The following is a 25748-nucleotide window of genomic DNA, read 5'->3' on the forward strand; positions in this document are numbered from 1 at the left end:
GCATATGCGCTTATATGTTTGAACTTTCAATTTGTATTGATTGCAATATAACCGTAACATTAATAAGTAGCTAATTTGCACTTCTAAATCCTTTCGTTACTCCTCTTCCTTTTTCCCTGAATACGATGTTAATTATTCGTTACATTTTTTTCTAGGAGGATCGCTTGCTGTTTGTAATACATATGTATGTTAAATAAAAAATGATAAAAAAGGAGTTTTAACTTTTTATGCGTAAAATTATGGTTGTACTCTCCATTTGTATGCTTGTCTTATTAAGTGCATGTAGTGGAGGGGTAAGTAAAGACAGTATTAAGGTAATAAAGTTTGCTGATGCTGGTTGGGATAGTATTCGTTTTCATAATAGTGTTGCACAGCTCATTGTTGAGGAAGGATATGGGTACGATACTGAAGTGACAAGTGGAACGACTGCGGCTACCATCCAAGCATTGCAACAGGGAGATATTAACGTTTATATGGAGGCATGGACTGACAATATTAAAGATATATATGAAAAAGCGATCGAGAGCGGAGATATTATTAAAGTCTCAACAAACTTCGATGACAATGCACAAGGATTATATGTCCCAACATACGTCATAGAAGGAGATGCTTCTAAGGGAATTGAACCAATTGCACCTGATTTAAAGACAGTAGAGGACTTAGCGAAATATCCGGAAATTTTTGAAGACCCAGAGGATTCTACTAAAGGAAGAATCATTGGAGCACCTTCAAGTTGGGCTGTAAGTGAGCAATTAGATGAGAAGCTAAAAACATACGGGTTAGATGAGCAATACAATTACTTAGCACCAGGATCTGACTCAGCAATCGTTGCTTCTTTAGCAGGCGCGATCAAAAAGGGTGAGCCGTGGGTTGGCTATTATTGGTCACCGACTTGGGTAACAGCAAGCTTTGATTTAACACTTCTGGAAGACAATCCGTATGAAGAGGAAGTATGGGAGGAAAATCGAGGCACAGCATTTCCACCAAATGATGTGGTTGTAGCTGTTCATAAGGATTTGCCTGATCAAGCCGAAGATGTGGTGGAGTTTTTAAAAAAGTATGAAACAAGTAATGAGCTAACAGAAAGCGCACTAGATTATATGGAGGAAAAAGAAGTAGAAGCGGATGCTGCTGCTATCTGGTGGATGAAAGAATATGAAGATGTATGGACAAAATGGGTGTCAGATGAGGTTGCTGAAAAAGTATTATCAGCAATAAAAGAAAAATAATATAGGGGAGGGAGATAGCTGTAGATGAATTATGCTGCGGCTACTCCCATATTTGTAGCAAGACCCAAAACATAGACTAAAATAGTTTATTAGAGAGGTGAGGAAACGGCTGTTTTCTAACAGTCGATAATGTATGAATGAATTTCCCGATATACGCATACCGATTGGTACCGGCGTGGAAAAGTTTATTGATTTCTTAGCGGAAAATTTCTCCGCATTTTTCGATTTTGTATTTGTGATTGCTTCAGGTTCCATAAAGGGGCTTGAATCTATTTTACTATTTATTCCATGGTGGATCTTTATCATTATTATATTTTTATTAGGCTGGTATTTTACAAGCTTATATGGGGGTTTGTTATTTTCAGCTTTCATATTTTTAATAGGAACGTTCAATTTATGGTCCGAAACGATGACGACAATCTCCGTTGTCTTAATCTCAGTTATTCTAGCACTTTTGATAGGCATACCGTTGGGGATATTAATGACTTTTAATAAAACCTTCTCTAGCACGATGCGACCTGTGTTAGATGCGATGCAAACGATGCCTACCTTCGTTTATCTAATCCCTGTTATTTTCTTTTTCCCTTTAGGAAATGTTCCGGCAGTGATTGCTACGATCATTTATGCTCTGCCACCGGTCAGTAGGCTGACAGAGCTTGGGATTCGTAATGTCGATCAAGAGGTTGTTGAATCTGCCCAATCATTTGGTTCTTCAAGAATGCAAATGTTAATGAAGGTACAGCTTCCTCAAGCATTGCCGACGATTATGGCTGGAATTAATCAAACAACGATGATGGCACTGGCAATGGCGGTCGTTGGGTCAATGGTTGGTGCACAAGGACTCGGCGAGCGAGTTTTATATGCGATAAATCGGATAGATATATCACTAGGTTTTGAAGCAGGAGTTAGTATCGTTTTTCTAGCAATTATTATCGATCGGATTACAGGCGGAATTGCTGAGCGTCTTCAGAAACATAGGAGGAATGTCTCATGACAGTTAAATTGAAAGTTGAAAATGTATCAAAGATATTTGGATCACGAGCAAAGAAGGTCATCCCTATGGTTGAAAAAGGTGAATCCAAAAGTGATATTTTAGCAAAGACAGGTCATACAGTTGGGGTTTATAATGCATCAATGGATATTATGGAAGGTGAGACCTTTGTCATTATGGGACTATCAGGCAGTGGGAAGTCAACATTAATTCGCTGCTTTAATATGTTGAATCGGCCTACAGCTGGTGCCATTTATGTTGATGGTGAAAACATCGTCGAATATAATACGCAGCAACTGAAATATTACCGGCAAAAGAAAATTGCGATGGTTTTCCAGCACTTTGGGCTTTTCAGTCATCGTACGGTATTAGAAAATATCGAATATGGGTTGGAAATAAGAGGAATGTCAAAGGAAGAGCGTCAAAAAATTGCACAGTATCAATTAGAAACAGTTGGTTTAAAAGGCTATGAAGATCAGTACCCAGATGAGCTCTCTGGTGGGATGCGGCAAAGGGTTGGGATTGCTCGTGCATTGGCGAATGATCCAGATATATTATTAATGGATGAGCCATTCAGTGCCCTTGACCCATTAATTCGCAGAGAAATGCAACTAGAGCTCATAGACATTCAAAACCGATTGCAGAAAACAATTATTTTCATTACTCACGATGTCAATGAAGCTTTTAAAATTGGTGATCGCGTAGCAGTCATGAAGGATGGAAAGGTCGAGCAGATTGGTACACCTGAAGAAATTTTAGATCAGCCAGCGAATGACTATATTACGGAATTTATAAGAGATATCGATCGATCTAAAATTCTTCAAGCAGAACATATAATGACCAGACCACATGGTTTAGTCTCACTGAAGGATGGTCTAAATGTGGCGATTAAGGTGATGCGAGAACAAGGCATTTCCAGTGTTTTCGTTACAGACCGTCAGCGTCATCTACAAGGACTTGTAACGATTGATCGTGCGATAGAGGGCTTAAAACAAAGGAAAACCTTACAAGAGGTCTTGGAAATCGATGTTAATACAGTTGATCCAACAGAATACGTTCAGGCCATTATACCGAAAGCATTAGACTCAAAATACCCAATCGTAGTCGTGAATGAAGAGAAACATATTGAAGGAATTATCTTAAGGGTGCATGTATTGGCTAGTTTAATCGGGGAAAATGGTAATGGGGAACAAGATGAGGGTAAAGCAGTAGTAGATAAATAGGAAACATAAATATGAAACCAATAAACCAGGCACATCACTTGATTGAATTGATGTGCCTGGTTTTTGTTTATACAAGGGATGTTTATTACTGTGAGTGGAAAAAAGATGACATTTGTCATTTTATTCTCATGACATAATCTACTGATATTTAGAGATTGTGGAATATAAAATGTAAGTATAGATCAGTGGGGGTGAGCGAATGGAAAGTGTAGTGGAGATAAAACAACTAACGAAAGTGTTTAAAGGGAAGAAAGCGGTTGATCAAGTTTCTTTTTCGATAAAAAACGGTGAGGTTGTTGCTATATTAGGTCCGAATGGTGCAGGAAAGACGACGACGATGTTGATGGTGCTTGGTTTATTAAATCCTACAAGTGGTAAATCAAAGCTATTTAATCAAGATGCAAAAGAAAAAAGTGTCCGTGAAAGAATAGGAGTCATGCTTCAAGAAGTGAGCTTGATGGACGGCTTAAAAGTAAAAGAGATTATTCGACTATTTCGCAGCTATTATCCGAATCCTTTATCAATGGATCAGCTTATTAGTCTTACTGGTCTTAGTGAAGAAGATTTAAATAAGCGCACCGAAAAGCTTTCGGGAGGACAAAAACGGAGAGTTGGGTTTGCGTTAGCATTGGCTGGAAATCCAGACTTATTATTTTTTGATGAACCAACTGTAGGAATGGATATAACGTCGCGCAAAGTGTTCTGGGAGACAGTGAGAGAACTTGCCGATCAAGGGAAATCAATTATTTTCTCAACACATTATTTACAAGAGGCGGATGATATCGCCGATCGGATTATTTTATTCAATAAAGGGACTATTATAGCAGATGGAAAGCCTGCAGAAATAAAAAAGAGTCTGACGAAGCAATCGGTTTCGTTTATTACGTCTCCAAATATCCCGCTGAAAGATGTTCTACAACTACCACATGTATCAGAGGTATATGAGAAAGATGGCAGGACTTTCATTATTACAGACGAGACAGATTCCGTTCTATCTAGCGTTTTTGAGCATAAATGGCATGTAAAAGATATCCAAATTGAGAAGGGACGTCTCGAGGATGCATTCGAGCAATTGACAGAAGAAAGGGAGGAAATGTAAATGAAAATGATGGGGAACCAGTGTAAAGTGGAAGTTTTACGGATGTTTAGAAATCCATATTATATATTTTGGTCGCTTTTCATGCCACTTATTTTTTATATCATTTTCACGAAGGTAGTCAATATAAATGTTCCGGATAAAGGACTTTGGGATGCGCATTATTTAATGTCGATGGCTACTTTTAGTGTGATGGGAAGCGCGATTATGACAATGGGAATCCGGATGGTGCAAGAGCGTGCGGAAGGATGGACATCATTTATCAAGGTTACTCCATTATCGGGTTTTGTCTATTTTTTAGCTAAAATGCTTGGGCAGACACTTGTCCATGTATTTTCCATCTTCGTTATTTTTATTGCAGGAGCTCTGATAAATGGTGTGTCTTTAACAGCCCTCGAGTGGATGATGAGCGGTGGCTGGATACTGCTTGGTTCATTGCCATTTCTTGGTCTAGGCGTATTAGTAGGGACGATGAAAAGAGTGGATACTGCTTCAGGTGTAAGTAATGTTATTTATATGCTTCTAGCCATTACCGGTGGGATGTGGATGCCTATGGAAATTTTACCGAAAACAATCCAAACAATCGGGTCATGGCTACCTGCATATAACTTTGCTAATGGTGCCTGGGAGATTATTCGTGGGCATACACCTGAATTAAAAAATATAGTCCTGTTGGCGGGGTACCTTCTATTATTCATGGTAATATCAACATATATAAGAAGGAAACAGGAAGCGGTGTAATGCTTGAAGAAACTTCAGATTTTTCCTAAACAACTCGGTATGTTTCCCTACGTCTTTTTAATATATTTAGTTATGCCTTTGTTTTATGTGGCACAAGAAACAGGAATAAAAGAAATGATTGGCTATGCCTTAATACTGCTTTTTCTTGTGACATACAGACAGCTATATAGTCCATTACCAATTAAACCATATTCCTATTGGTTGGCAGTACAAATCAGTATTATTGTCATCCTCAGTTTGTGGTATGATCCCAATAATTTGTTTATGGGCTTCTTTCCAGCAAATTTTATTGGTTGGTTCGTAACTAAAAAGTACTTTTATCGTGCGTTAGTTTCTTTTATAGTGGCATTGATTATTACAACAATCATTACAGCGATACAAGGACTAATGGAAAATATGCTATATTTTTTCCCATTCTTAATCGTCATGTTTATATCTCCTTTTGGGATACGATCTATAAATAAACGCATGGAATTGGAAAAAGAGCTTGATCAAGCAAATGCACAAATAAAGGAGTTAATAAAACGCGAAGAAAGAGTAAGAATTGCTCGGGATTTGCATGATACTTTGGGGCATACATTAACTTTGATTACTTTGCAAAGTCAGTTGGTACAAAGATTAGCTGAGAAAAAATCAGAGCAGGCAAAAATGGAAGCAAAGGAAATTGAAATAACATCGCGTTCTGCATTGCGGCAGGTTCGTGAACTTGTTTCTGATATGCGGGCAATTACGATTGCTGATGAACTGGTGGATATGCAGCAAATTTTTATAGCTGCCAATATTTCATTTCAGATTGAAGGAGAATCAAACTTCTCTGAAATCCCATTACTGCAGCAAAATATTCTCGGTATGTGTCTTCGAGAGGCAACAACAAATATCGTGAAGCATAGTGCAGCTGAAAATTGCTTGATTACTTTTTATAAAACAAGAGGTAATTACACAATTGAAATCAAAGATGATGGTATTGGATTGATTGGTAAGGAAAGTATAGGAAATGGTTTGAAAGGTATGAAAGAACGTCTCGCTCTTATTGAAGGCGATCTTACCATCCATACTAAGGAAGGTACAGTACTTACGATGGCGATGCCAGTGATTATGAAGCAAGAGAAAGAAGGGATCTCCCTATGATACGAATTGTAATTGCGGAAGACCAGCGAATTTTAAGAGGCGCTCTCGGTGCTTTGCTCGATTTTGAGGAAGATCTTGAAGTGGTCGGTCAGGCAGGAAATGGTGAGGAAACATTGACGTTGGTAAAAGGGTTTCAACCGGATATATGTCTAATGGATATTGAAATGCCGTTGAAAAGTGGCCTTGATGTTGCGGCTGAACTAAAGCGGAGCGGTTCTAAATGCAGGGTGATCATGTTAACAACTTTTGCACGCCCAGGGTATTTTGAACGAGCAGTAAAAGCTGGTGTCCATGGTTATTTATTGAAAGACGGTGCAATTGAAGATCTTGCTGAATCGATTAGGAGAGTAATGCAAGGGAAGCGGGAATTTGCGCATGAGTTGATCATGAATTCTTATAATGAAGATAATCCACTTACCAAAAGAGAAATGGATATCTTGAAATTAGCTGCAGAAGGAAAAACATCAAAGGAAATATCGGGGGAGCTATTTTTATCAGCAGGTACAGTTAGAAACTATATGTCAGAGATTCTCCAAAAGCTAAATGCAAAAAACAAGATTGAAGCGATAAGTATTGCAGAGGAAAAAGGGTGGATTTAAGGCTGTTCCAAAATGAACAGCCATTATTTTACTAGGAGTAATTGATAGAAGATTAGAACATAAGTATACAAACTTCTAAATAGTCTTTTTAAAAGTCAAATAAGATAGGTAAATGACTTCTAAAATGCTAGTTAATCGCTACATAACAATATAAATAGTTGGAAATACAAAACTGGTAAAGGTGGGTTGAAATTTTTCATCTAGATGGCTTTTGCTTTAATGAAAAACCGATGCTGTTTCACATCAAAATAACCCTTTTCCTGGATTAATTCGTGAATTTTATATAAATTTGTTATGTTTTTTTCCATATTAAAATCGGGAACTTGCCATGGTATTGCTTTTAAATAATAAACTAGTGCCCCAATATCATAAAATCTTTGATTAGGGTACTCCTCCCGACATTGCAAAATATCAAATCCATGTTCTAATAATTCCATTTTAGCGCGTTCTAAGTTCCAATCGTAAAACTCCTCATTAATTGGCAACCCTAAAGCTTGATTGATTTCGTGACAATCATGCCCGCCGACTTGCTGTGTTAAGAATATGGCATTTGTGGACATTATTCTTCTTACTTCTTGATTGGAGTAAGCCTCATGCTTATTTAAAACCAAATCAAAATAGTTCGTCTCTAAAGGAAGACTTTCATCCTCTTCTACTTCAAATACTTTTACCCCAAGTGGTTCAAGGCGCTTTCTAGCAATAGGGACGTTTGGTTTATACGCCTCCGTTGCGAACACTACTTTTGGGAATGGTCTGACCTTCGATATAAATTCTCCTCCACCTGTACCCATATCCAACATGAAGTCAGCATGTTGGATGAGTGGTAATGCCATACTTGCATAAGACCATGTAAGGGGTTCACTATCTAATCTTCCTGTCCCTGTCACATAGGAAAAGTCCCATCCCGAAAAAGGTTGATCTAAGCTTTTGATTAATAATTCGAAATGTTTGTCAGTTAAAATGGTTTAGTCCCCCCAGTTTTTTATATGTACATTGTTTTTAAAAGGAAGTTCACATTGGTCTATATATGTAGGGCGATTCTGAAAATTAATTAGTTATTCGAACATTTTTAATTGGGAAGAATACGAGTTTACTTTTTCCAATAATATTTTTCTCATCGATATACCCCAATAAATTTCTGCTGTCACCACTTTCAAGTCGATTATCACCCATCACAAAATATTGTTTTGCAGGAATTGTTAAGGGGCCGAAATCGCCTGTCAAAAGCATCCCTTTTTTATCTGCAATAATTTTATTTTCCTTTAAATAAGGTTCCTTAACCTTTTTATTATTGATAAATAAAAGATCACTTTTCATTTCTAATACGTCTCCAGGTAAGGCAATCACTCTTTTTACATAATTGTTTTCTGTTCCTTTTATAATGATTATATCGCCTCTTTTGATTTCGCCAATCCAACTGGAGGTCTTACTTACAAAGATCCGCTCTCTATCATGAAGAGTAGGCTCCATTGAAGCGCCATCGACGATAAAGGGGGAAAATATGAAAGTACGAAGGATAAATACAATGACAACTGCTATTAAAATAGACTTTAACCAACTAGTTCCTTGTTCGTGTGTCGATTGATTTAGCATCTTTGTTCTCCTTTCATGTGTTTTGATTATTTACTTAATATTCTCCATGAAAACCGTTATCCCTGCAAGTATGATGGAAATGTATAGATTTGAAAGGAAGGAAAAACAATTGTTAGAGGGAATATTTAAAAAGGTGAAAAACTAGGAGTGGTATGGAAATGAAAAAAGCCATGATTTTCTGCCTTATATTCATTCATATGATTTTAATTGTAATTGGCTGTAATAAAAAAGAAGAACAGCATTTATTAACTCGGGTCGATGTCCAGCAAATAAATGCTGAAAGGGTATCAAGTGATGTTAAAATGATTGTGGAGCAAACGGAATTAACTGAGCTTGAAGATATTTTCAATGAAATAGAATGGGAGTCAAATGTGAAAATAGAAATGTCGCGAAGAGAGGATATCAAAGCAACTTTCTTTTACGAAATAGATAAAAATATGCCAGAAAGATTAGCAGAATATCGCATCTGGTTTCATGAAGAAAGTGGAACAGCGGAATTGACTAGCAATATTGAAAAAGAAAGCTATGGAAAATTGAATCGAGAGAATGCTGAAAAGTTAAAGGCATTGTTTTTACCATAAGCGTATTTATACTCTTGAAATATTTGTATCATTTTGTAGAATGATAGTACGCTTTTGAAAAGGAGAATGTGAAATGTGGGAGGATTTTAAGAAGTTTGCTATTCAAGGTAATGTAATGGATTTAGCGGTTGCAGTTGTAATTGGTGCTGCTTTTGGGAAAATCGTTGGATCATTAGTTAATAATATCATCATGCCACTTGTTGGAATATTGCTTGGTGGAAAAAGTTTTGAAAAACTTTATTATGCATACGAGGATACGAAGATTGAATACGGAATTTTTATCCAAAGCATTGTCGATTTCTTTATTATTGCTATTTCAATCTTTGTTTTTATCAAGATACTCGGTAGCTTGAAACAAAAGAAAGAAGAGGAGATCGAGGAAGAAGAAGAAGAGCCTACAGCTGAAGTCGCGTTATTGGTAGAAATTCGTGATCTGTTGAAAAATCAAAAGTAATATAAAAAACAAACCGGAGGCAGTTTAACTTGCTCCGGTTTGTTTTTTTATGCTTCTTTAGCAGCTTGAATTTCAAGTTGTATTTTTACATCATCACTAACAAGTACGCCACCAGTTTCAAGTGCTGCGTTCCAGTTCAATCCATATTCACTACGTTTTAGCTTACCTTCAACAGTGAATCCAGCTTTTTCTGCTCCGCTCATCGGATCTTTTGCAAGACCTTCAAAAGTAACTGTAAATGTTTCAGGTTTCGTTACACCGTGCAAGGAAACATCGCCTGTAAGGGCATATGTATCTTTGCTTTGTTTTTCAATTTTCGTTGAAGTAAAAGTCAATTCAGGATATTTCTCTACTTCGAAAAAATCAGCAGACCGAAGATGGTTGTCACGGTCCTCATTACGTGTGTCGATGCTAGCTACATCAATTTTGAAGCTTATGTTTGCAGATGTTAGATCGGTTGGATCTGCTTCAACCTTAGCACTGAATTCATTAAAAGATCCTCTTACTCTAGAAACCATCATATGTCTGATTGAAAAATCAACGTTACTGTGTGCAGTATCAACATTCCATGTAGAAATTGTCATGAAAAATCCCTCCAATAATTTTAATTACAAAAAGTAAGTAACTAACATTAATATACATGCCTTTGAAATAAATGTAAAGAACTTATTTTGATTTTGACTTTACCTTCAAAAGAAATGATAATTATGTTAAAGATGATCGCTTTACAATTCCCTAATAATAGCGTGATAAAACAAAATGTTTAAGGGCAAATATAATGTTAGATGAATTTACAGAAGCGGAGTGGATTATAGTGCGCATGGTAGATGTATTAGCGAAAAAACGTGATGGAATAGAGTTATCGACTGAAGAAATTCAGTTTGTTATTAATGGCTATACCAAAGGTGAAATCCCTGATTACCAGATGTCTGCCTTTTTAATGACCATTTATTTTCAAGGAATGACTGCAAAAGAAACGGCGGATCTAACAATGGCGATGGTCGATTCCGGTGATCAAATTGACCTGTCCAAGATTGAAGGTGTGAAAGTGGATAAGCATTCCACCGGCGGAGTTGGAGACACAACTACGCTTATACTTGCCCCACTCGTTGCAGCCGTTGGTGTTCCAGTCGCGAAAATGTCTGGTCGTGGACTTGGTCATACAGGTGGAACATTGGATAAACTTGAAGCTGTACCAGGTTTTCATGTTGAAATAACGGAAGAGGAGTTTATAAACCTTGTGAATACCAATAAAATTGCTGTCATTGGTCAATCAGGTAATTTGACTCCAGCTGATAAAAAAATCTATGGTTTGCGTGATGTGACAGCGACTGTTAATTCAATTCCTCTCATTGCCAGTTCGATTATGAGTAAAAAGATTGCTGCGGGTGCTGATGCGATTGTACTTGATGTAAAGGTGGGTGCCGGGGCCTTTATGAAAGATTTAGATGAAGCGAAGAAGTTGGCAAGCGCCATGGTTGATATCGGTAATAATCTAGGGCGTAAAACGATGGCAGTCATTTCAGATATGAGTCAGCCGCTCGGTTTTGCTGTTGGGAATGCGTTAGAAGTAAAAGAGGCTGTGGAAACCTTGCAAGGAAAAGGACCGGCTGATTTACTTGAATTGTGTTTAGTTCTTGGTAGTAAAATGGTCGTGTTAGCAGGAAAAGCAAATACGGAGGAGGAAGGACGGACGAAATTGCAAGCCGTGATTGCAAATGGAAAAGCATTCGACATGTTTAAGTTATTTTTAGGCGCACAAGGTGGAGACGTATCCGTTATTGATAATGTGGATAAGCTCGCTCAAGCAAAGTACGTGTTTGCAGTAGAGGCACCGGAGAGCGGGTATGTATCAGCGATTATTGCAGATGAGATTGGGATTGCTGCAAGTATGCTAGGAGCAGGACGAGCTACAAAAGAATCGGAAATTGATTTAAGTGTTGGTATTGTTTTACATAAAAAAATTGGTGACCAATTGGGAGCTAACGAGGCCATTGCAACAATCTACAGTAATAATGAGGAAATCAATATTGTAAAAGAACGCATTGTTCAAGCTTATCAATTTTCAAAAGAAAAGCCCGAGCCGTCCGTATTGATATATAAGTGATAAAATCGCATGGTCGAAATTTTAAAGTAGCTGTTTTAGGCTAGGAATTCCTAGTTTAAAACAGCCTTTTCCTTTGTCCAGCAGTATCAGCCAAGTCAGATAATTGTACACAAATTAAAATTGATTTCTTCCAAAAAATAAAAAACTCCACCAAATAAATCATTTCAAATATTCAATGGTTGTCAATGAAAGCAAAAACATGATATGATAAATGAAAATGATTCTCAATTATTGAGAGGCAATAATAGGAGGATATTAATATAATGATTGCAGCTACAACTAAATCGATTGCAAATGTGATTAAAGAAAGAACTTCTGTGAAAGCAGGGTATATTGATAAAGAAGTAAACGAGGATTTAGTATTGTCATTATTGGATAATGCGGTATGGGCGCCAACACATGGAGAACGTGAGCCGTGGCGATATATTTTTGTAGCAGGTGAGCGTAAGGAAGCTTTTATAGAAGCAGTGCTTCAATGTCATCCACTTAATAATCATGAAAATGTACGGAATAAATTTGTGAATGTACCAGCGTTTTTAGTTGTTGTTATGAACGAGGATCCGCGCCAAAAGGTGTGGGAGGAAGACTTTGCTGCGACAGCATCTATGTTGCAAAATCTCCAGTTACTTGCTTGGGATCAGGATCTCGGTATGGTGTGGAAAACACCAAATCATATTTATGATCCGAAGTTCCGTGGCGCAATTGGAGTAGAACGTGGCGAGAAAATCGTTGGTGTATTAAATATTGGATACTTTGACAGAGAGATTGTTGCGAAGAAAGTTCGCAAAAGAACAAATCCTGCAGAGAAAATGACTGCATTTTAAGCTAAATACAATAGCCACCGAGGCTCATCGGTGGTTTTTTGTTTTGTAGACTAAGGAGTTTATGCTAGAAAATAATGAGAAGTGGCTCATAAATTGGTTGAGTGGTTTAAAAAATAGCTGAGTGGCTTATAAATTGGTTGAGTGGTTTAAAAAATAGCTGAGTGGCTTATAAAATAGCTGAGCGGCCCATAAAATAGCTGAGTGGCTTATAAAATAGCTGACCGGCTCATAAATTGGTTGAGTGGCTTATAAAATAGCTGAGTGGCTTATAAATTGGTTGAGTGGCTTATAAATTGGTTGAGTGGCTTATAAATTGGTTGAGCGGCTTATAAAATAGCTGAGTGGCTTATAAATTGGTTGAGTGGTTTAAAAAATAGCTGAATGGCTTATAAATTGGTTGAGTGGTTTAAAAAATAGCTGAGTGGCTTATAAATTGGTTGAGCGGCTTATAAAATAGCTGAGTGGCTTATAAAATAGTGAGTGGCTTACAAAATAGCTGAGCGGCTTATAAAGTTGCTGAGTGGCTTACAAAATAGCTGAGTGGCTTATAAAATAGCTGAGTGGCTTACAAAATAGCTGAGCGGCCCATAAAATAGCCGAGTGGCTCATAAAATAGCTGAGTGGCTCATAAATCGGTTGAGTGGCTTACAAATTAGCTGAGTGGCTTATAAATTAGTTAGGTGTCTCGTAAACTCAGTTGAGTAGGCTGTGATTATAAACTTTTGGCAAATCAAAGCTTGGAATCTATGAAACTTTCATATAAAATAGGCCATTTTTATGTAATGGTAGATGAGCGAGAAGCTGAAAATTTTACAGTAGAAATGGTGGAGGAAAACTAGCAATTCCATTCGCCAAATAGCTAATCGATAGAAAACATTCAGAGAGGAGCTTGTTAGAAACAGCTTCTTCCTGAATGTTTTTTATGTTCAGTTACACATTATTTTCCACTAAGTTTAATGATTCACTTTTCTTTTCCGTTTTGGAAACGGTGACCACCAGTTCAAATCTCCAAGTAATTTCATCAAGGATGGTACAAGCACCATCCGAACGAGTGTGGCGTCGATAAAAATTGCCAAAGCAACGGTGACTCCCATTTGTTGAACAGGCACAATTCCAGTAAATGCAAATGCCCCCGTAATGACGATCATGATAGCGGCAGCGGATGTAATGATTTTGCTCGTGGAGATTAATCCTTCGAGTGTGGCTCTATCATTATCACCTGTTTCTTGATAAATTTCGTATATACGAGAAATCAAAAATACTTCATAGTCCATGCTGAGTCCAAAGACGATACTGAAGGCAAAAATCGGGATCATTAATGCGATATCAGCTGGACTACCTCCGAGATGTCCACCTTGGAATAGCCAAACGACAATTCCGAATGTACAGCTTAAGCTAATGATGTTCATTAATATTGCTTTAAGCGGAATCAGAACCGATCTAAATGCGATAAATAACACAATGTATGTTGATATTAAAATAAACGCTAGGCTATACCAAATTTTATTATAAATCTCATCAAAAATTTCTTGCTGGAATTTTGATGTTCCACCAATCTTTAGATCAAGATTGGTTTTATTATTATTTTCCCAATCTCTAACCCAATTTTTTGCTTCAGTAGAAGACCCTTCTGTATGTAACTGCACTTGTAATAATGCTAAATTATCACTTATTAACTGTTCAAATGCTGGTTCAAGCTGTGTTTTTATTTCAGGCACTTTGAGTGAAGTAATTAATTCCTCAGCGCTCATATCAGTTGCTGAAAAAATCGAATCGACACTTGAGACAAGTGGATCAGCTTCCAATTTCATTAAAAGACTCTCCAGTTTATTGAGAGAGTTAGTTTCTGTCATTCCTTCATCCGTACTAGCGATAATCTGGACGGTTGTCGTGTCATTATCTTGAAATGTTTCCTCAAACTTTTCAAAGGTTGTCCGTGATTCATATGATGTTGGAAGTGCATCCGCCTCGGGAATCACTAGATTCATATTGCTGAGGGGTAATGCGCCAATAATGAGTAAAGCCGTTGTAAGGGCAGACATAATGATCGGTCTTCTCATTACAAATGCCGCAAACCTATGCCAACTGCTCGTTTCTTTTTCTTTTGTTTTAAAAATTGTCCACTTATTGATATTAGGTCCTAAAATGGATAGAAGTGCCGGTAAAAATGTAATAGCTGCTAAAACAGATGTAAACACAACTGCTACACCACCAATTGCAACCGACTGGAAGACGCCAACTTGAATAAATAACATGGCAACTAGACCAAGTAATACACAAAAGCCTGAGAAAATGATTGCTCTTCCCGAAGTAAGCACCGTTTTATTATTTGCTGCTTCTTTTGTACTGCCAGCTAACTCTTCCCTAAAGCGATTTACGAAAAGTAAAGCGAAATCAATCCCGAGTGCAAGACCAATCATAGGTGCCGTATTCAAGACGAAAATAGACAGATTGACCTTTTCTCCCGTGAAATAAAGTAAGCCCATTGCAACGACTACACTGACAAATCCTGTCACTAGAGGAATAAGGGCAGCAACAACACCCCTAAAAGCAAATAAGAGAACGATGATAGCGATCGGAATTCCAATCAATTCGGCACGAACTAAATCATCCTGTGCAGCTTTATTCATATCTTCTTCAATAATTGACCCACCTGTAAGACCGGCAGAAAATAAATCATCGTTTGTGATCTGAGCGCGGATATTCTCGATGTTATCTGCTATTTCATCATCAGATCCATTAAATGCTAGAATGGCATATGCCCTATTGTCTTTCATTAATTCAGGCGATTCTAGTGGAGAAGTAAACACTTCGGAATGTTTCACTTTTTCCACATTGCTAAGCGTTTTTTCGATATAATCTGCGAATTCATCTTGTGCAGCTACTTCATCTTTTTCAAAAAGTAAAATCATCGAGGATGCAGGTATATCGAACTCGGATTCCAAAATATCCTCTACCTCTTGATATGTGCCATCATATTCAAAACCACTGCCATTGAGTACGGATGGCAGTTTTAGCGCAAAGAATCCAAAGAATAAGACGAGAGCTACCCAAAATAATACTACAAGTTTCCGATATTTATATGTAAATAATGCAAGGTTCTTCATGCAATTCCCCATTTCTTCAAGCATTCTGTACCATCATAATCGATAAAAGGTATATTGAAAAATAAATAAGCATCATAGCTACTAAAGGAATAAGGAAGGCATAAGGTGCTAAAAGAATAATGTAATTAAAACGAATACACTATAAACGGGCCATATGGGAAGACCTATCCTGTTTCGCTTTAACGCACCGGGGGTCAGACCCCTCTTAGCCAAATCGCCATTTGTAATGCAAATGCATCTTTGAAGTTTTGTGGATTGTAGCCGCTAATTTCTTGAATTTTATTAAGGCGATAGACAAGGGTATTACGGTGGATATAAAGTTTTTCCGCTGTATTTTTAATATGCAGGTTATTATCAAAAAACGCTTGTAGTGTATCAACATAATTATTTAGAGAGCCGTACAGAATTCTTTCGGAAAATTGTTCCGCAAGTTTGGGATTAATCTGGTGCACAAGTGCTTTTGGTTCTACATCAGTATAAGCTACTATTTTAATAATGGGATCAGTAATAGTTAGTGCTAATTCACATTCGCGATACCCTTGGGCAATACCGAAGATATCATCTACCTGCGGACTATAAGCTAACCGAATGTGAAATTTTTGTTTCTCAAGCTCTTGGAAAAGTGAAAGTAATTTTCTTTCCGTTTTAGAAATGGATGTACTTGAAATGATCAATAAAACTTTATTTACATGAACTAATCCTATAAGGACGTCTATACTATTCATTTTTTCTTCTATGCTATTTAAAAGCGAATGATTAGAAAACGAGGGATCAGTCCTTTCAATGAGAGCAGTGATGAATGGTCCTTCGATTGTCAGATTGAGTAATCCTAGCCAGCGATTAATACGATCAAGTGCTGGGCCATCTTTCAACAACTCTTCCATTATCATATCTTTTGTTCTTTGTATCCATTCTGTTTGTGTTGCCATATAAGCTTGCTTGATCAATAACTCGGCCATCATTTTTACGAGACCTCCCCGATCGCCGATTTCTTCGGGATCGCCAGTGATACCAATCACACCGACGATTTTATCCTGAAAATGGATGGGAAGATTGAGACCAGGTTGGGTTCCTCGCAGTAATTTTTTACTTTTTGTTGTGATTTCCACGTTTTTACTACTTCGAATTACTTCTAACGCACCTTCATGTATAAAATTTAACCGTGCAGGATCTCCAGTGGCTATAATCACTCCTTTTTCATTCATAATATTTATATTTAAGTGCAAAATGGTCGACGTTTCCTTTACAAGCATTTCTGCGATGTCGCGTGTGATCATTTGGATGCTCCTTTTGGAAATTATACTATTTGGCAAGCGTTTTCAAATTTTGAAGTTATAAAAAAGGATATTATTTCAAATTTATTGCGTTTTTTGTACAATGAAACTAACTAATTAAAATTTTTTGGTTGTTAATTTGTATTCTACACATAAAGATATCGCCGGACAATAGATTTATAATAGAAAAAAACAAGTAAGTGTAAACGTTTTCGGAGGGGAGATGGTAAAAATCAAAATTGTTATTGCTCCAGATTCATTTAAAGGCAGTATTACCGCGATGGAGGCGGCATTATCGATTGAAAAAGGCATAAAAAACGCTTTTCCTGAGGCAGAAACAGTGTTGGTTCCTGTTGCAGATGGCGGAGAAGGCACAATGGAAAATCTTGTAGCTGCAACGAATGGACGAAAAGTGTCGGTATTTGTGACAGGACCACTTGGAAAACCAGTTGAAGCGTATTTCGGAATACTTGGCGATAAAACGACATGTATTATCGAAATGGCAAATGCGTCAGGCTTAGATTTAATAAAACGGGAAGAAAGAGATCCTCTGAAAGCAACGACATATGGAACGGGAGAATTAATAAAACTTGCACTAGATGAAGGTTATAGAAAGTTCGTATTAGCGATTGGTGGGTCAGCAACGAATGATGGTGGAGTAGGTATGCTTCAAGCACTTGGCCTGAAGGCTACGGACAATGTAGGAAAAGAAATTGGTTTCGGTGGTGGGGAATTAAATCGTATCGAGAAGATTTCTTTGCAGTATTTTGACCAGCGGATACAGGAGAGCCAATTCTTAATCGCTTCTGATGTTGAAAACCCGTTTGTTGGTATAAATGGAGCTTCACATGTATTTGGACCCCAAAAAGGCGCAACAAAGGAAATGGTTCTACACTTGGATGAAAACCTCATCCATTGGGCGAATATTGTAGAAAAAGAAACGAATATAAGACTACATGAGATGCCAGGAGCTGGGGCAGCTGGTGGAATTGGCGGTGCTTTTCAAGCGTTTTTTCCTTCAACAACGAAACGAGGGGTAGACGTTGTGATGGAATACAGCAAATTAGAAGCAATAATCCAAGACGCGAATCTTGTAATTACTGGCGAAGGACAGGTCGATTTTCAAACGGCATTCGGAAAAACGCCGATGGGGGTCGCGCAGGTAGCTAAAAGCCAAAATGTTCCTACTGTTATTTTAGCAGGGTCAGTCGGCGAGAAAATTCAGGCGCTTTATGAATACGGTGTCATTGGTGTGTACAGCATTATTAACAGGCCAATATCATTGGAACAAGCAATGAAAGAAGCTAGTCTTTTATTAGAGCAATCAGCAGAACAAATATGCCGCACATATTTTTTACATCATGAAGGAGGTACGAAGTTATGAGAATCAAACAAACAATTGAAAAAGTGCCAGGAGGATTAATGGTAGTTCCTCTGATGCTCGGTGCCTTAATAAATACTGTTGATCAATTACACATTCCAGCGGTCATGAATTTCCTGAAATCGCTTGGGGTTGCAAAAACAGCCGATGGTTATTATGAATTATTAAGAATTGGTGGCTTTTCAGAGGAATTATTTAAAAATGGTGCACTTACTTTAATTGCTTTATTCCTATTCTGTGCAGGAAGTCAGATGAATCTTCGAGTTGGCGGAGTTGCCTTGAAAAAGGGTGTATTATTAACAACATCCAAATATTTTACCGGATTAGCGATTGGACTTATCTTTGGATTTTTCTTTGATCCAATGAATGGATTCCTTGGATTATCCACGATTGCAATCATTGCAGCAATGACAAATGGGAATGGTGGTATGTATGCAGCCTTAACAAGTCAATACGGAAACCGCTCAGATGTTGGCGCAGTATCCGTACTTTCACTAAATGATGGTCCGTTTTTCACTTTAATGTCATTAGGGCTTCTTGGTTCGAAATTCCCTGTAATCGCATTCATTGCTGTGCTTCTACCGATCGCAATTGGAATGATCCTTGGAAATTTAGATCCGGAAATACGCAAGTTTTTAAAACCTGGGGAAATTTTGCCGGTACCATTCTTTGCTTTTGCACTTGGTGCAAGTATGAACTTTGCTACTTTCTTCAATCCGAGTGTTGTCGGTGCAGGCTTACTCCTTGGATTTATGACTACAGTATTCACGGGACTAACGGGTGTGCTTGTATTTAAATTGTTTAAGGAAAAAAGTCAAATTGCTCCTGTTGCAGAAGCCTCGACTGCAGGTAATGCCGTAGGAACACCAGCAGCAATTGCCGCGGCAGCATCGGTAGCAGCAGGATCAGGAATGATGAGTACTGCAGAAGCTCAATCTTATGCAGATATTGCAAATTTAGCAACGATGCAAATTTCCATCTCTGTTCTAACGACAGCGATACTCTGCCCAATTGCTGTTATAATGATAGATAAATATCAAAGAAAAAGAGGAATTGATGCTAAGGACGAAAATCCTGGCCAGCCAGCATAAGTAGCATTTTTATTATAAGTGGATGTCCTAAAAGTAGCCAATTGATAATTGATTAATTTGGCATCCTTTGTGAACACACACTTTAAGAATTCCCCTGGCTGAAATCGTCAGGGGTGATTCTGTTTTTAAACTTCATTCAGCAGAAATCCCCCACTTCTATAAGTGAAGGGAGAAATGCGATTTACCCAATTCAGTGGGAGGCAAACTCCGGCTGAAGGAAGTTAAAGCCTCCGGCGGATGTCACAGATTTTCAGAGGAAGTTGTCGAGCGAACTCGATTAAATCTGGACGCAATTCCGCCGAGGCGAAATTGATCTAAAGTTTTGAAAGGAGATTATGATGAAAACAACACTTTTATATGGAAAAGATAATTTAACAATTAATTTACCGAAGGATGCGCATATTCTCGAACCAAAAAATTTACCTGCAGTTGCAGATGAAATGAAGGCGCTTGAGAAGGGGTTACAAAATCCAATTGGTTCTCCACCATTAAAAAAGATGGTAAAAGCAACGGATAAGGTGGCGATTGTTATCAGTGACATTACCCGACCGACACCGAATGAGAAACTCGTTCCCGCATTAATTAAAGAAATGGAGCATGTTCCATTGGAAAACGTTGTCATTATTAATGGAACGGGAACACATCGCGACCAGACAAGAGATGAGTTTGTTGAAATGCTTGGAGAATGGGTCGTTGACAATATTCGCATCATTAATAATCATTGCCATGATAAAGAGACACTTGTAAATGTCGGGCATAGTAAATTTGGTTGTGATGTTTATTTAAACAAGGAATATGTGGAGGCAGACTTCAGAATTGTTACCGGATTTATTGAACCGCATTTTTTTGCAGGGTTTTCTGGGGGACCAAAAGGGATTATGCCAGGAATTGCGGGCATTGAAACAATCATGACTTTTCATAATGCGCGGATGATTGGCGATCCACTATCCACTTGGGGAAATATGGTGAACAATCCATTGCAAGATATGACACGTGAAATCAATATGTTGTGCAAGCCGCACTTTATGTTGAATGTAACATTGAATCGTGCAAAGGAAATCACGAATGTATTTGCTGGGGAACTAATTGAAGCCCATGACAAAGGCTGTGCATATGCAAAAGAGCATGCAATGACGAAATGCGAAGAACGATTCGACGTTGTCATTACTTCCAATTCTGGTTATCCATTAGACCAAAATTTGTATCAAGCCGTAAAGGGCATGAGTGCTGCACATAAAATTGTTAAACAAGGCGGAACAATTATCGTTGCTTCAGAGTGCTCAGATGGGCTCCCTGATCATGGGAACTATGGCGATATTCTACAATTGGCAAGTTCGCCGCAAGAAATATTAGATTTAATTAACGATCCGAACTTTAAAAAGTTTGATCAATGGCAAGTACAAAAACAAGCTGTAGTTCAAGTGTGGGCGGATGTGTACGTGTATTCATTGCTAACGGACGAGCAAGTAACGCAAGCGATGTTAAAACCGTCCCATAATATTGAAGAAACATTGGAAAAGTTAAAAGAGAAATATGGAGAAAATATGACAATTGCAGTGCTACCTTTAGGCCCGCTTACAATTCCATATGTAGATTCTGAAGAATAAAAACTATTTAATTTGACTCCCAAACTTATTATTTAAACTTTGAAGTTAATATGGTATCTTTAAAATAGAGAAAGTGAAGATAATTTGGGAGGAGGCCGGAAGATGTCACAACAGTTTTCGGCTGTATTAATGAATGAGGAAGATAATGTAGCAACAGTTTTAGCTAACTTAGCTGAAGGGTCTAAAGTTAATGCGGTATATGGTGATGTTAGTTATGCGGTTGAATTATTGCAATCGATTCCATTTGGACATAAATTTGCGCTAGATCTAATTAATAAAGGTGAAAAGATTTATAAATATGGGGAAGTGATTGGCGTTGCATCAAGCGACATTTCAAAAGGTGAGCATGTCCATGTTCATAATCTTGAAGGAACGCGTGGTAGGGGTGATTTAAATGCAGAATGATCAGATGTTTTGGGGATATCGAAGGACTGATGGTAAAGTGGGCGTACGTAATCATGTATTAATTTTGCCTACAATTACTTGTGCTACTCAGGCAGCGCATCAAATTACACAGCTTGTTCATGGTACGGTAAGTTTTATCCATCAGCATGGCTGTACGCAAGTTGGCGATGACTATGAGCAAACATTCCGGACGTATCTTGGTATAGGGTTAAATCCTAACGTATATGGTGTAGTCGTTCTTGGATTAGGATGTGAAACCCATCAGGCGAGAAGCGTTGCAGATGAAATTGCAAAAAGCGGTAAACCTGTGGAAGTCGTGTCCATTCAAGAAAATGGGGGAACTCTACAAACAATTGCTAATGGGGCAAAAATTGCTGCGAAAATGGTACAAGATGCTTCAGCTGTTATGCGTGAGCAGTGTCATGTCAGTGAATTGATCATTGGTACGGAATGTGGCGGGTCAGATGCATGCTCAGGCTTATCAGCAAATCCAGCTGTGGGACACGTAAGCGATTTAATTGTTGAAGCGGGTGGTACGGCTATTTTGGCGGAAACGACAGAATTAATCGGTGCGGAGCATTTGCTAGCTAACCGTGCTGTTGATGATAAAACAGTAAAACGTGTATATGATGTAATCAAGCAAGCCGAAGGTAGAGCTCTTATGATGGGCGTCGATATTCGTACAGGAAATCCGACACCTGGAAATATTGAAGGTGGACTAAGTTCTCTTGAGGAAAAGTCACTAGGCGCATCAACGAAGTCTGGTACAAGTCCACTTCAAGAATTAGTAGACTATGCGGAAATTCCGACTAAAAAAGGCCTTGTTTGGATGGATACACCGGGTCAAGATATTGAGCAACTTACAGGTATGGTTGCTGGAGGTGCGCAAGTTGTTTTATTTACAACAGGGCGTGGAACACCAACTGGATCTCCGATCGCGCCCGTGATTAAGATATCAACAAACACAGCGATGTTTGAAAGCATGAACGATAATATGGATTTGAACGCTGGGACAATTATTGATGGAAAAGAAACTGTCCAGACAGTTGGTCAGTCCATATTTGATGAAATAAAATCAGTTTCATCTGGAAAACTAACAAAATCGGAAATTCTAAAACAACATGATTTCGGAATCTGGAGAATTGGACCGACATTTTAATCTAAATAAATTATGTAGGAATTCCAACTTAGGATGCGTAAAACGTCAAAAGACCCGTAATTGAAAGGGTCGATAGGAGGGCGCAAGATGAAACCGACATTGCAACAAAAGAAGGATCAACTAATTAATATTTTGCAAGAAATGGATAATGTACTAGTAGCTTTTTCAGGAGGTGTGGACAGTACTTTCCTACTTGCTGTGGCAAAAGAAGCACTTGGAGATAAATTACTTAGTGTTACTGCGGCATCTGATACTTTTCCAGACAGGGAATTTCAGCTTGCGAAGAGTCTAGCGGCGGAACTTAAGGTTGAGCATATCGAAACGCGAATAAGTGAGCTAACTAATGCGGAATTTGTTAAAAATGATTCCAATCGGTGTTTCCATTGTAAAAATGGATTGTATAATCATTTGTTGGAGCTAATCACCACATATGGAGACCGTTATACGATCATAGATGGATCTATTATGGATGACCTTGGTGAGCATCGTCCCGGAATGGATGCGGCACGTGCACTCGGTGTACGTAGTCCGCTTCAAGAAGCAGCATTTTTTAAAGAAGAAATTAGAGAACTCTCAAAAGAAATGGGCTTAAGAACATGGGATAAACCATCATTCGCATGCTTGTCTTCAAGAATTCCGTATGGCACTGTAATTACGAGAGAGAAGCTGAATCAGCTTGATTTGGCAGAGGATTTCCTTTTGGGGATTGGGTTATATCAAGTTCGCGTTCGCCACCATGATCAAGTTGCTCGGATTGAGGTAGATAAGCAGGATATGCTACGTGTTGTGGAGCAGCATGAAGTAATATCACGCGCGTTGAAGTCATTTGGATTTTCGTATGTTTCCCTTGATTTACAAGGATACCGTTCAGGCAGTATGAATGAAGTGCTACCAGAGGAAACAACTGTATGAGCAATGGTCTGAAAGCTGTTTTAAAACAAGTTGAACAAGGATTACTATCTGTAGAAGAAGCGATGAAAAAGCTTGAACCAGAGGAAGACTTAGGTTATGCGACACTCGATTTGCAACGGGAGGAACGCACTGGCTTCCCAGAAGTCATTTATGGTGAAGGCAAAACGCGTGAACAAATAGTAGGTATTTTTTCAAAGCTGATGGAACATCATCAAAAAGTATTGGCAACAAGAGTTGATATTGAGAAAGCAGTTTATATTTTAGCAGAATTACGTTCGATGTATCCAGAAGACATCTTTCATTATCATGAAGCTGCACGTACATTACACTGGATTGCTTCAGATTTTCAAGAAAGCTGGAAAGAAGGCTATATTGCTGTTGTTTGTGCCGGTACGTCTGATCTACCTGTTGCGGAAGAAGCGGCAATTACTGCGGAATTAATGGGAAATAAGGTGGAACGAATAAATGATATTGGCGTTGCAGGCTTACATCGGCTTTTAAATAAAGCTAAGCTAATTGAAGATGCCAATGTTGTAATTGTCGTTGCCGGCATGGAAGGAGCTCTCGCCAGTGTTGTTGGCGGTCTTGTATCTAAGCCGGTTGTGGCAGTTCCGACAAGTGTGGGTTATGGAGCGAGCATGAATGGACTTGCAGCATTACTTGCCATGCTTTCAAGCTGTGCGAGCGGCGTTTCTGTTGTAAACATTGATAATGGTTTTGGCGCAGGTTATTTCGCAGCTACGATGACAAATACGATTGAATCAGCTGTTCATACAGCATTGACCAGAAAGGGATGTAATGAGTGAAAGTTCTATACATTGACTGTTTTTCGGGAATCAGCGGAGATATGATGGTCGGTGCTTTAATTGATGCCGGCGCTTCTCCCGAACGGATTGAACGTGAATTAAAAAAATTAAATGTATCTGGATATAGCCTTGAATGGAAAAAGGTAATGAAAGAAGGAATCAGTGCGATCAAGTTTGATGTGATTTTGACTGATGAAGTGGCGGATAATAACAGCCATGACCATACACATGATCATCAGCATGAAGACTATCATAGCCACGATCATACCCATCAACACGAACACGGGGATCATGAGCACCATTCTCACGAACATAACCATGACAATCACGCTGATCAACATAGCCATAGTCAACATTCACATAGTCATAGCCCTCATAGCCACTATGCTGATATTATTAAACTAATTGATGAATCGGATCTGGATCAAGGCGTAAAGAGTCGAAGCAAACAAATTTTTGCTCCGATTGCCAAGTCAGAAGCGAAAATCCATGATATGCCACTTGAAGATGTACACTTTCATGAAGTGGGTGCCGTTGATTCGATCGTTGATATCATCGCGACAGCCATTGCACTTGAAGAATTAGAAATAAAAAAAATCGTTACGTCACATGTACCGCTTGGTTCTGGTCATATTCATATTGACCATGGTGTATATCCAGTTCCAGCTCCAGCAACGCTTGACATGATGAAAAATGTGCCGATTGCTCCAAGCAATTTGCCATTTGAATTGACGACTCCTACTGGAGCAGGGATTATTGTAAGCCAAACAGATTCCTTCGGTACGATGCCTGCGATGAAGGTGACTTCTGTTGGGTATGGAGCTGGTACGAAGAATATTCCAGGCCGACCGAATGTCTTACGTGTTATGGTTGGTGAACTTTTACAAGGAAATGAATATAGCTCAGGTCATTCTGAAACGATTACCGTACTAGAATGTCAGCTTGATGATATGACTGGTGAGGCTTTTGGTTATGTGATGGAAAAGTTGTTAAATGAAGGCGCACTTGATGTATATTACACGCCAGTTTTTATGAAAAAAAACCGACCAGGTATACTGATTACCGTGCTTGCTCCTAATGACCAAGAAGCTAGATTAACAGAAGTGCTTTTTCAGGAAACGACGACGCTCGGAGTGAGAAAAAATACTTGGTCCCGAAGCATTTTGGATCGGGAAATAGTAACTGCAGATACTCCTTATGGAAAAATTAAAGTGAAGCAAGCTTTGAAAAAGGGGACAGTAATGCGACAGGTTCCAGAATATGAAGATGTAAAACAGGTAGCACAAGCATTTGGAGCAACTTTTCAGGAAGTATATCAAGCTGCTATACAGGCAGCTAATAATTGAAAGTTTTCTGTAGTAAAATTACAATCGGAATTCTATAATTCTTCATCATACGAATCAAGAAAGCAATTTGCTAACTGTTGATCTTTGATCGGAA

The 25748-nt window shown here is 38.4% G+C and carries 24 protein-coding genes; 19 read left to right on the plus strand and 5 right to left on the minus strand.

Annotated elements, in window-relative coordinates; genetic code table 11:
* Window positions 1-227 precede the first annotated feature (227 nt).
* The 7 genes from MHB53_RS19540 to MHB53_RS19570 all read left to right on the plus strand — a co-directional run bounded on the left by MHB53_RS19540 (window position 228) and on the right by MHB53_RS19570 (window position 7007).
* Window positions 228-1229 carry an ABC transporter substrate-binding protein gene (locus tag MHB53_RS19540; protein WP_340921559.1) on the plus strand — a complete coding sequence of 334 codons (1002 nt, stop codon included), beginning with the start codon at window positions 228-230 and terminating at the stop codon, window positions 1227-1229.
* A gap of 133 nt (window positions 1230-1362) precedes the next feature.
* Complete coding sequence (locus MHB53_RS19545) at window positions 1363-2223, plus strand: ABC transporter permease (RefSeq protein ID WP_340921562.1); 861 nt, start codon at window positions 1363-1365, stop codon at window positions 2221-2223.
* The gene (locus MHB53_RS19550) at window positions 2220-3443 is read left to right on the plus strand and encodes a quaternary amine ABC transporter ATP-binding protein (RefSeq protein WP_340921564.1); all 1224 of its coding nucleotides are present in this window, start codon (window positions 2220-2222) and stop codon (window positions 3441-3443) included. Before MHB53_RS19545 ends, MHB53_RS19550 begins: the two co-directional genes overlap by 4 nt.
* 199 nt (window positions 3444-3642) lie before the next feature.
* Window positions 3643-4542 (plus strand): ABC transporter ATP-binding protein, encoded by a 900-nt coding sequence (locus MHB53_RS19555; protein ID WP_340921566.1) that lies wholly within the window; start codon window positions 3643-3645, stop codon window positions 4540-4542.
* Window positions 4543-5280 carry an ABC transporter permease gene (locus MHB53_RS19560; protein ID WP_340921568.1) on the plus strand — a complete coding sequence of 246 codons (738 nt, stop codon included), beginning with the start codon at window positions 4543-4545 and terminating at the stop codon, window positions 5278-5280.
* Between the two features lie 3 nt (window positions 5281-5283).
* Window positions 5284-6408 (plus strand): sensor histidine kinase, encoded by a 1125-nt coding sequence (locus MHB53_RS19565; RefSeq protein ID WP_445661459.1) that lies wholly within the window; start codon window positions 5284-5286, stop codon window positions 6406-6408.
* Window positions 6405-7007, plus strand: coding sequence for a response regulator transcription factor (locus MHB53_RS19570; RefSeq protein ID WP_340921569.1), 603 nt, complete (start codon window positions 6405-6407; stop codon window positions 7005-7007). Before MHB53_RS19565 ends, MHB53_RS19570 begins: the two co-directional genes overlap by 4 nt.
* Before the next feature lie 200 nt (window positions 7008-7207).
* On the opposite strand, the gene MHB53_RS19575 is transcribed toward MHB53_RS19570, so the two are convergent.
* A complete protein-coding gene (locus MHB53_RS19575; protein WP_340924859.1) occupies window positions 7208-7969 on the minus strand; it encodes a methyltransferase domain-containing protein in 762 nt (253 codons plus the stop codon).
* 85 nt (window positions 7970-8054) lie between these two features.
* The gene (lepB, locus tag MHB53_RS19580) at window positions 8055-8600 is read right to left on the minus strand and encodes a signal peptidase I (RefSeq protein WP_340921571.1); all 546 of its coding nucleotides are present in this window, start codon (window positions 8598-8600) and stop codon (window positions 8055-8057) included.
* A gap of 158 nt (window positions 8601-8758) precedes the next feature.
* Between lepB and MHB53_RS19585 the strand changes: the two genes are divergently transcribed.
* Together MHB53_RS19585 and mscL are read left to right on the plus strand one after the other, a co-directional pair.
* Window positions 8759-9181, plus strand: coding sequence for a hypothetical protein (locus MHB53_RS19585; protein ID WP_340921574.1), 423 nt, complete (start codon window positions 8759-8761; stop codon window positions 9179-9181).
* Between the two features lie 73 nt (window positions 9182-9254).
* Window positions 9255-9635 (plus strand): large conductance mechanosensitive channel protein MscL, encoded by a 381-nt coding sequence (gene mscL / locus MHB53_RS19590; protein ID WP_340921576.1) that lies wholly within the window; start codon window positions 9255-9257, stop codon window positions 9633-9635.
* A gap of 47 nt (window positions 9636-9682) precedes the next feature.
* Here the strand turns inward: mscL and MHB53_RS19595 are convergent, their stop codons facing one another.
* Window positions 9683-10219 carry a YceI family protein gene (locus MHB53_RS19595; RefSeq protein ID WP_340921578.1) on the minus strand — a complete coding sequence of 179 codons (537 nt, stop codon included), beginning with the start codon at window positions 10217-10219 and terminating at the stop codon, window positions 9683-9685.
* A 230-nt stretch (window positions 10220-10449) separates the two neighbouring features.
* Here MHB53_RS19595 and MHB53_RS19600 point away from each other — a divergent pair, with 230 nt between their 5' ends.
* Together MHB53_RS19600 and MHB53_RS19605 are read left to right on the plus strand one after the other, a co-directional pair.
* Window positions 10450-11742 (plus strand): pyrimidine-nucleoside phosphorylase, encoded by a 1293-nt coding sequence (locus MHB53_RS19600; protein ID WP_340924861.1) that lies wholly within the window; start codon window positions 10450-10452, stop codon window positions 11740-11742.
* 263 nt (window positions 11743-12005) lie between these two features.
* Window positions 12006-12566 (plus strand): nitroreductase family protein, encoded by a 561-nt coding sequence (locus MHB53_RS19605; protein ID WP_340921579.1) that lies wholly within the window; start codon window positions 12006-12008, stop codon window positions 12564-12566.
* 953 nt (window positions 12567-13519) lie between these two features.
* Here MHB53_RS19605 and MHB53_RS19610 read toward each other — a convergent pair.
* Both MHB53_RS19610 and MHB53_RS19615 read right to left on the minus strand, forming a co-directional pair.
* The gene (locus MHB53_RS19610) at window positions 13520-15673 is read right to left on the minus strand and encodes an MMPL family transporter (protein ID WP_340921582.1); all 2154 of its coding nucleotides are present in this window, start codon (window positions 15671-15673) and stop codon (window positions 13520-13522) included.
* Between the two features lie 194 nt (window positions 15674-15867).
* Window positions 15868-16950, minus strand: coding sequence for a CdaR family transcriptional regulator (locus MHB53_RS19615; protein WP_340921584.1), 1083 nt, complete (start codon window positions 16948-16950; stop codon window positions 15868-15870).
* A gap of 229 nt (window positions 16951-17179) precedes the next feature.
* Here MHB53_RS19615 and MHB53_RS19620 point away from each other — a divergent pair, with 229 nt between their 5' ends.
* The 8 genes from MHB53_RS19620 to larC all read left to right on the plus strand — a co-directional run bounded on the left by MHB53_RS19620 (window position 17180) and on the right by larC (window position 25654).
* Window positions 17180-18331, plus strand: coding sequence for a glycerate kinase (locus MHB53_RS19620; RefSeq protein WP_340924864.1), 1152 nt, complete (start codon window positions 17180-17182; stop codon window positions 18329-18331).
* Window positions 18328-19419 (plus strand): 2-keto-3-deoxygluconate permease, encoded by a 1092-nt coding sequence (locus MHB53_RS19625; RefSeq protein WP_340921586.1) that lies wholly within the window; start codon window positions 18328-18330, stop codon window positions 19417-19419. Before MHB53_RS19620 ends, MHB53_RS19625 begins: the two co-directional genes overlap by 4 nt.
* A 338-nt stretch (window positions 19420-19757) precedes the next feature.
* Window positions 19758-21026, plus strand: coding sequence for a nickel-dependent lactate racemase (larA, locus tag MHB53_RS19630; RefSeq protein WP_340921588.1), 1269 nt, complete (start codon window positions 19758-19760; stop codon window positions 21024-21026).
* 102 nt (window positions 21027-21128) lie between these two features.
* Window positions 21129-21431, plus strand: a complete 303-nt coding sequence (locus tag MHB53_RS19635; protein WP_340921589.1) for a UxaA family hydrolase — start codon at window positions 21129-21131, stop codon at window positions 21429-21431.
* Complete coding sequence (locus MHB53_RS19640) at window positions 21421-22590, plus strand: UxaA family hydrolase (protein ID WP_340921592.1); 1170 nt, start codon at window positions 21421-21423, stop codon at window positions 22588-22590. Before MHB53_RS19635 ends, MHB53_RS19640 begins: the two co-directional genes overlap by 11 nt.
* Before the next feature lie 87 nt (window positions 22591-22677).
* On the plus strand, window positions 22678-23502 hold the full coding sequence (gene larE, locus MHB53_RS19645; RefSeq protein ID WP_340921594.1) for an ATP-dependent sacrificial sulfur transferase LarE: 825 nt from the start codon (window positions 22678-22680) through the stop codon (window positions 23500-23502).
* The gene (larB, locus tag MHB53_RS19650; protein WP_340921596.1) at window positions 23499-24308 is read left to right on the plus strand and encodes a nickel pincer cofactor biosynthesis protein LarB; all 810 of its coding nucleotides are present in this window, start codon (window positions 23499-23501) and stop codon (window positions 24306-24308) included. Before larE ends, larB begins: the two co-directional genes overlap by 4 nt.
* Entirely contained in the window at window positions 24305-25654 is a 1350-nt protein-coding gene (gene larC / locus MHB53_RS19655) for a nickel pincer cofactor biosynthesis protein LarC (protein WP_340921598.1), read from the plus strand. Before larB ends, larC begins: the two co-directional genes overlap by 4 nt.
* The last annotated feature ends 94 nt before the right edge of the window (window positions 25655-25748 follow it).

The sequence above is a fragment of the Bacillus sp. FSL K6-3431 genome, assembly GCF_038002605.1.
Lineage (GTDB): Bacteria > Bacillota > Bacilli > Bacillales > Bacillaceae_C > Lederbergia.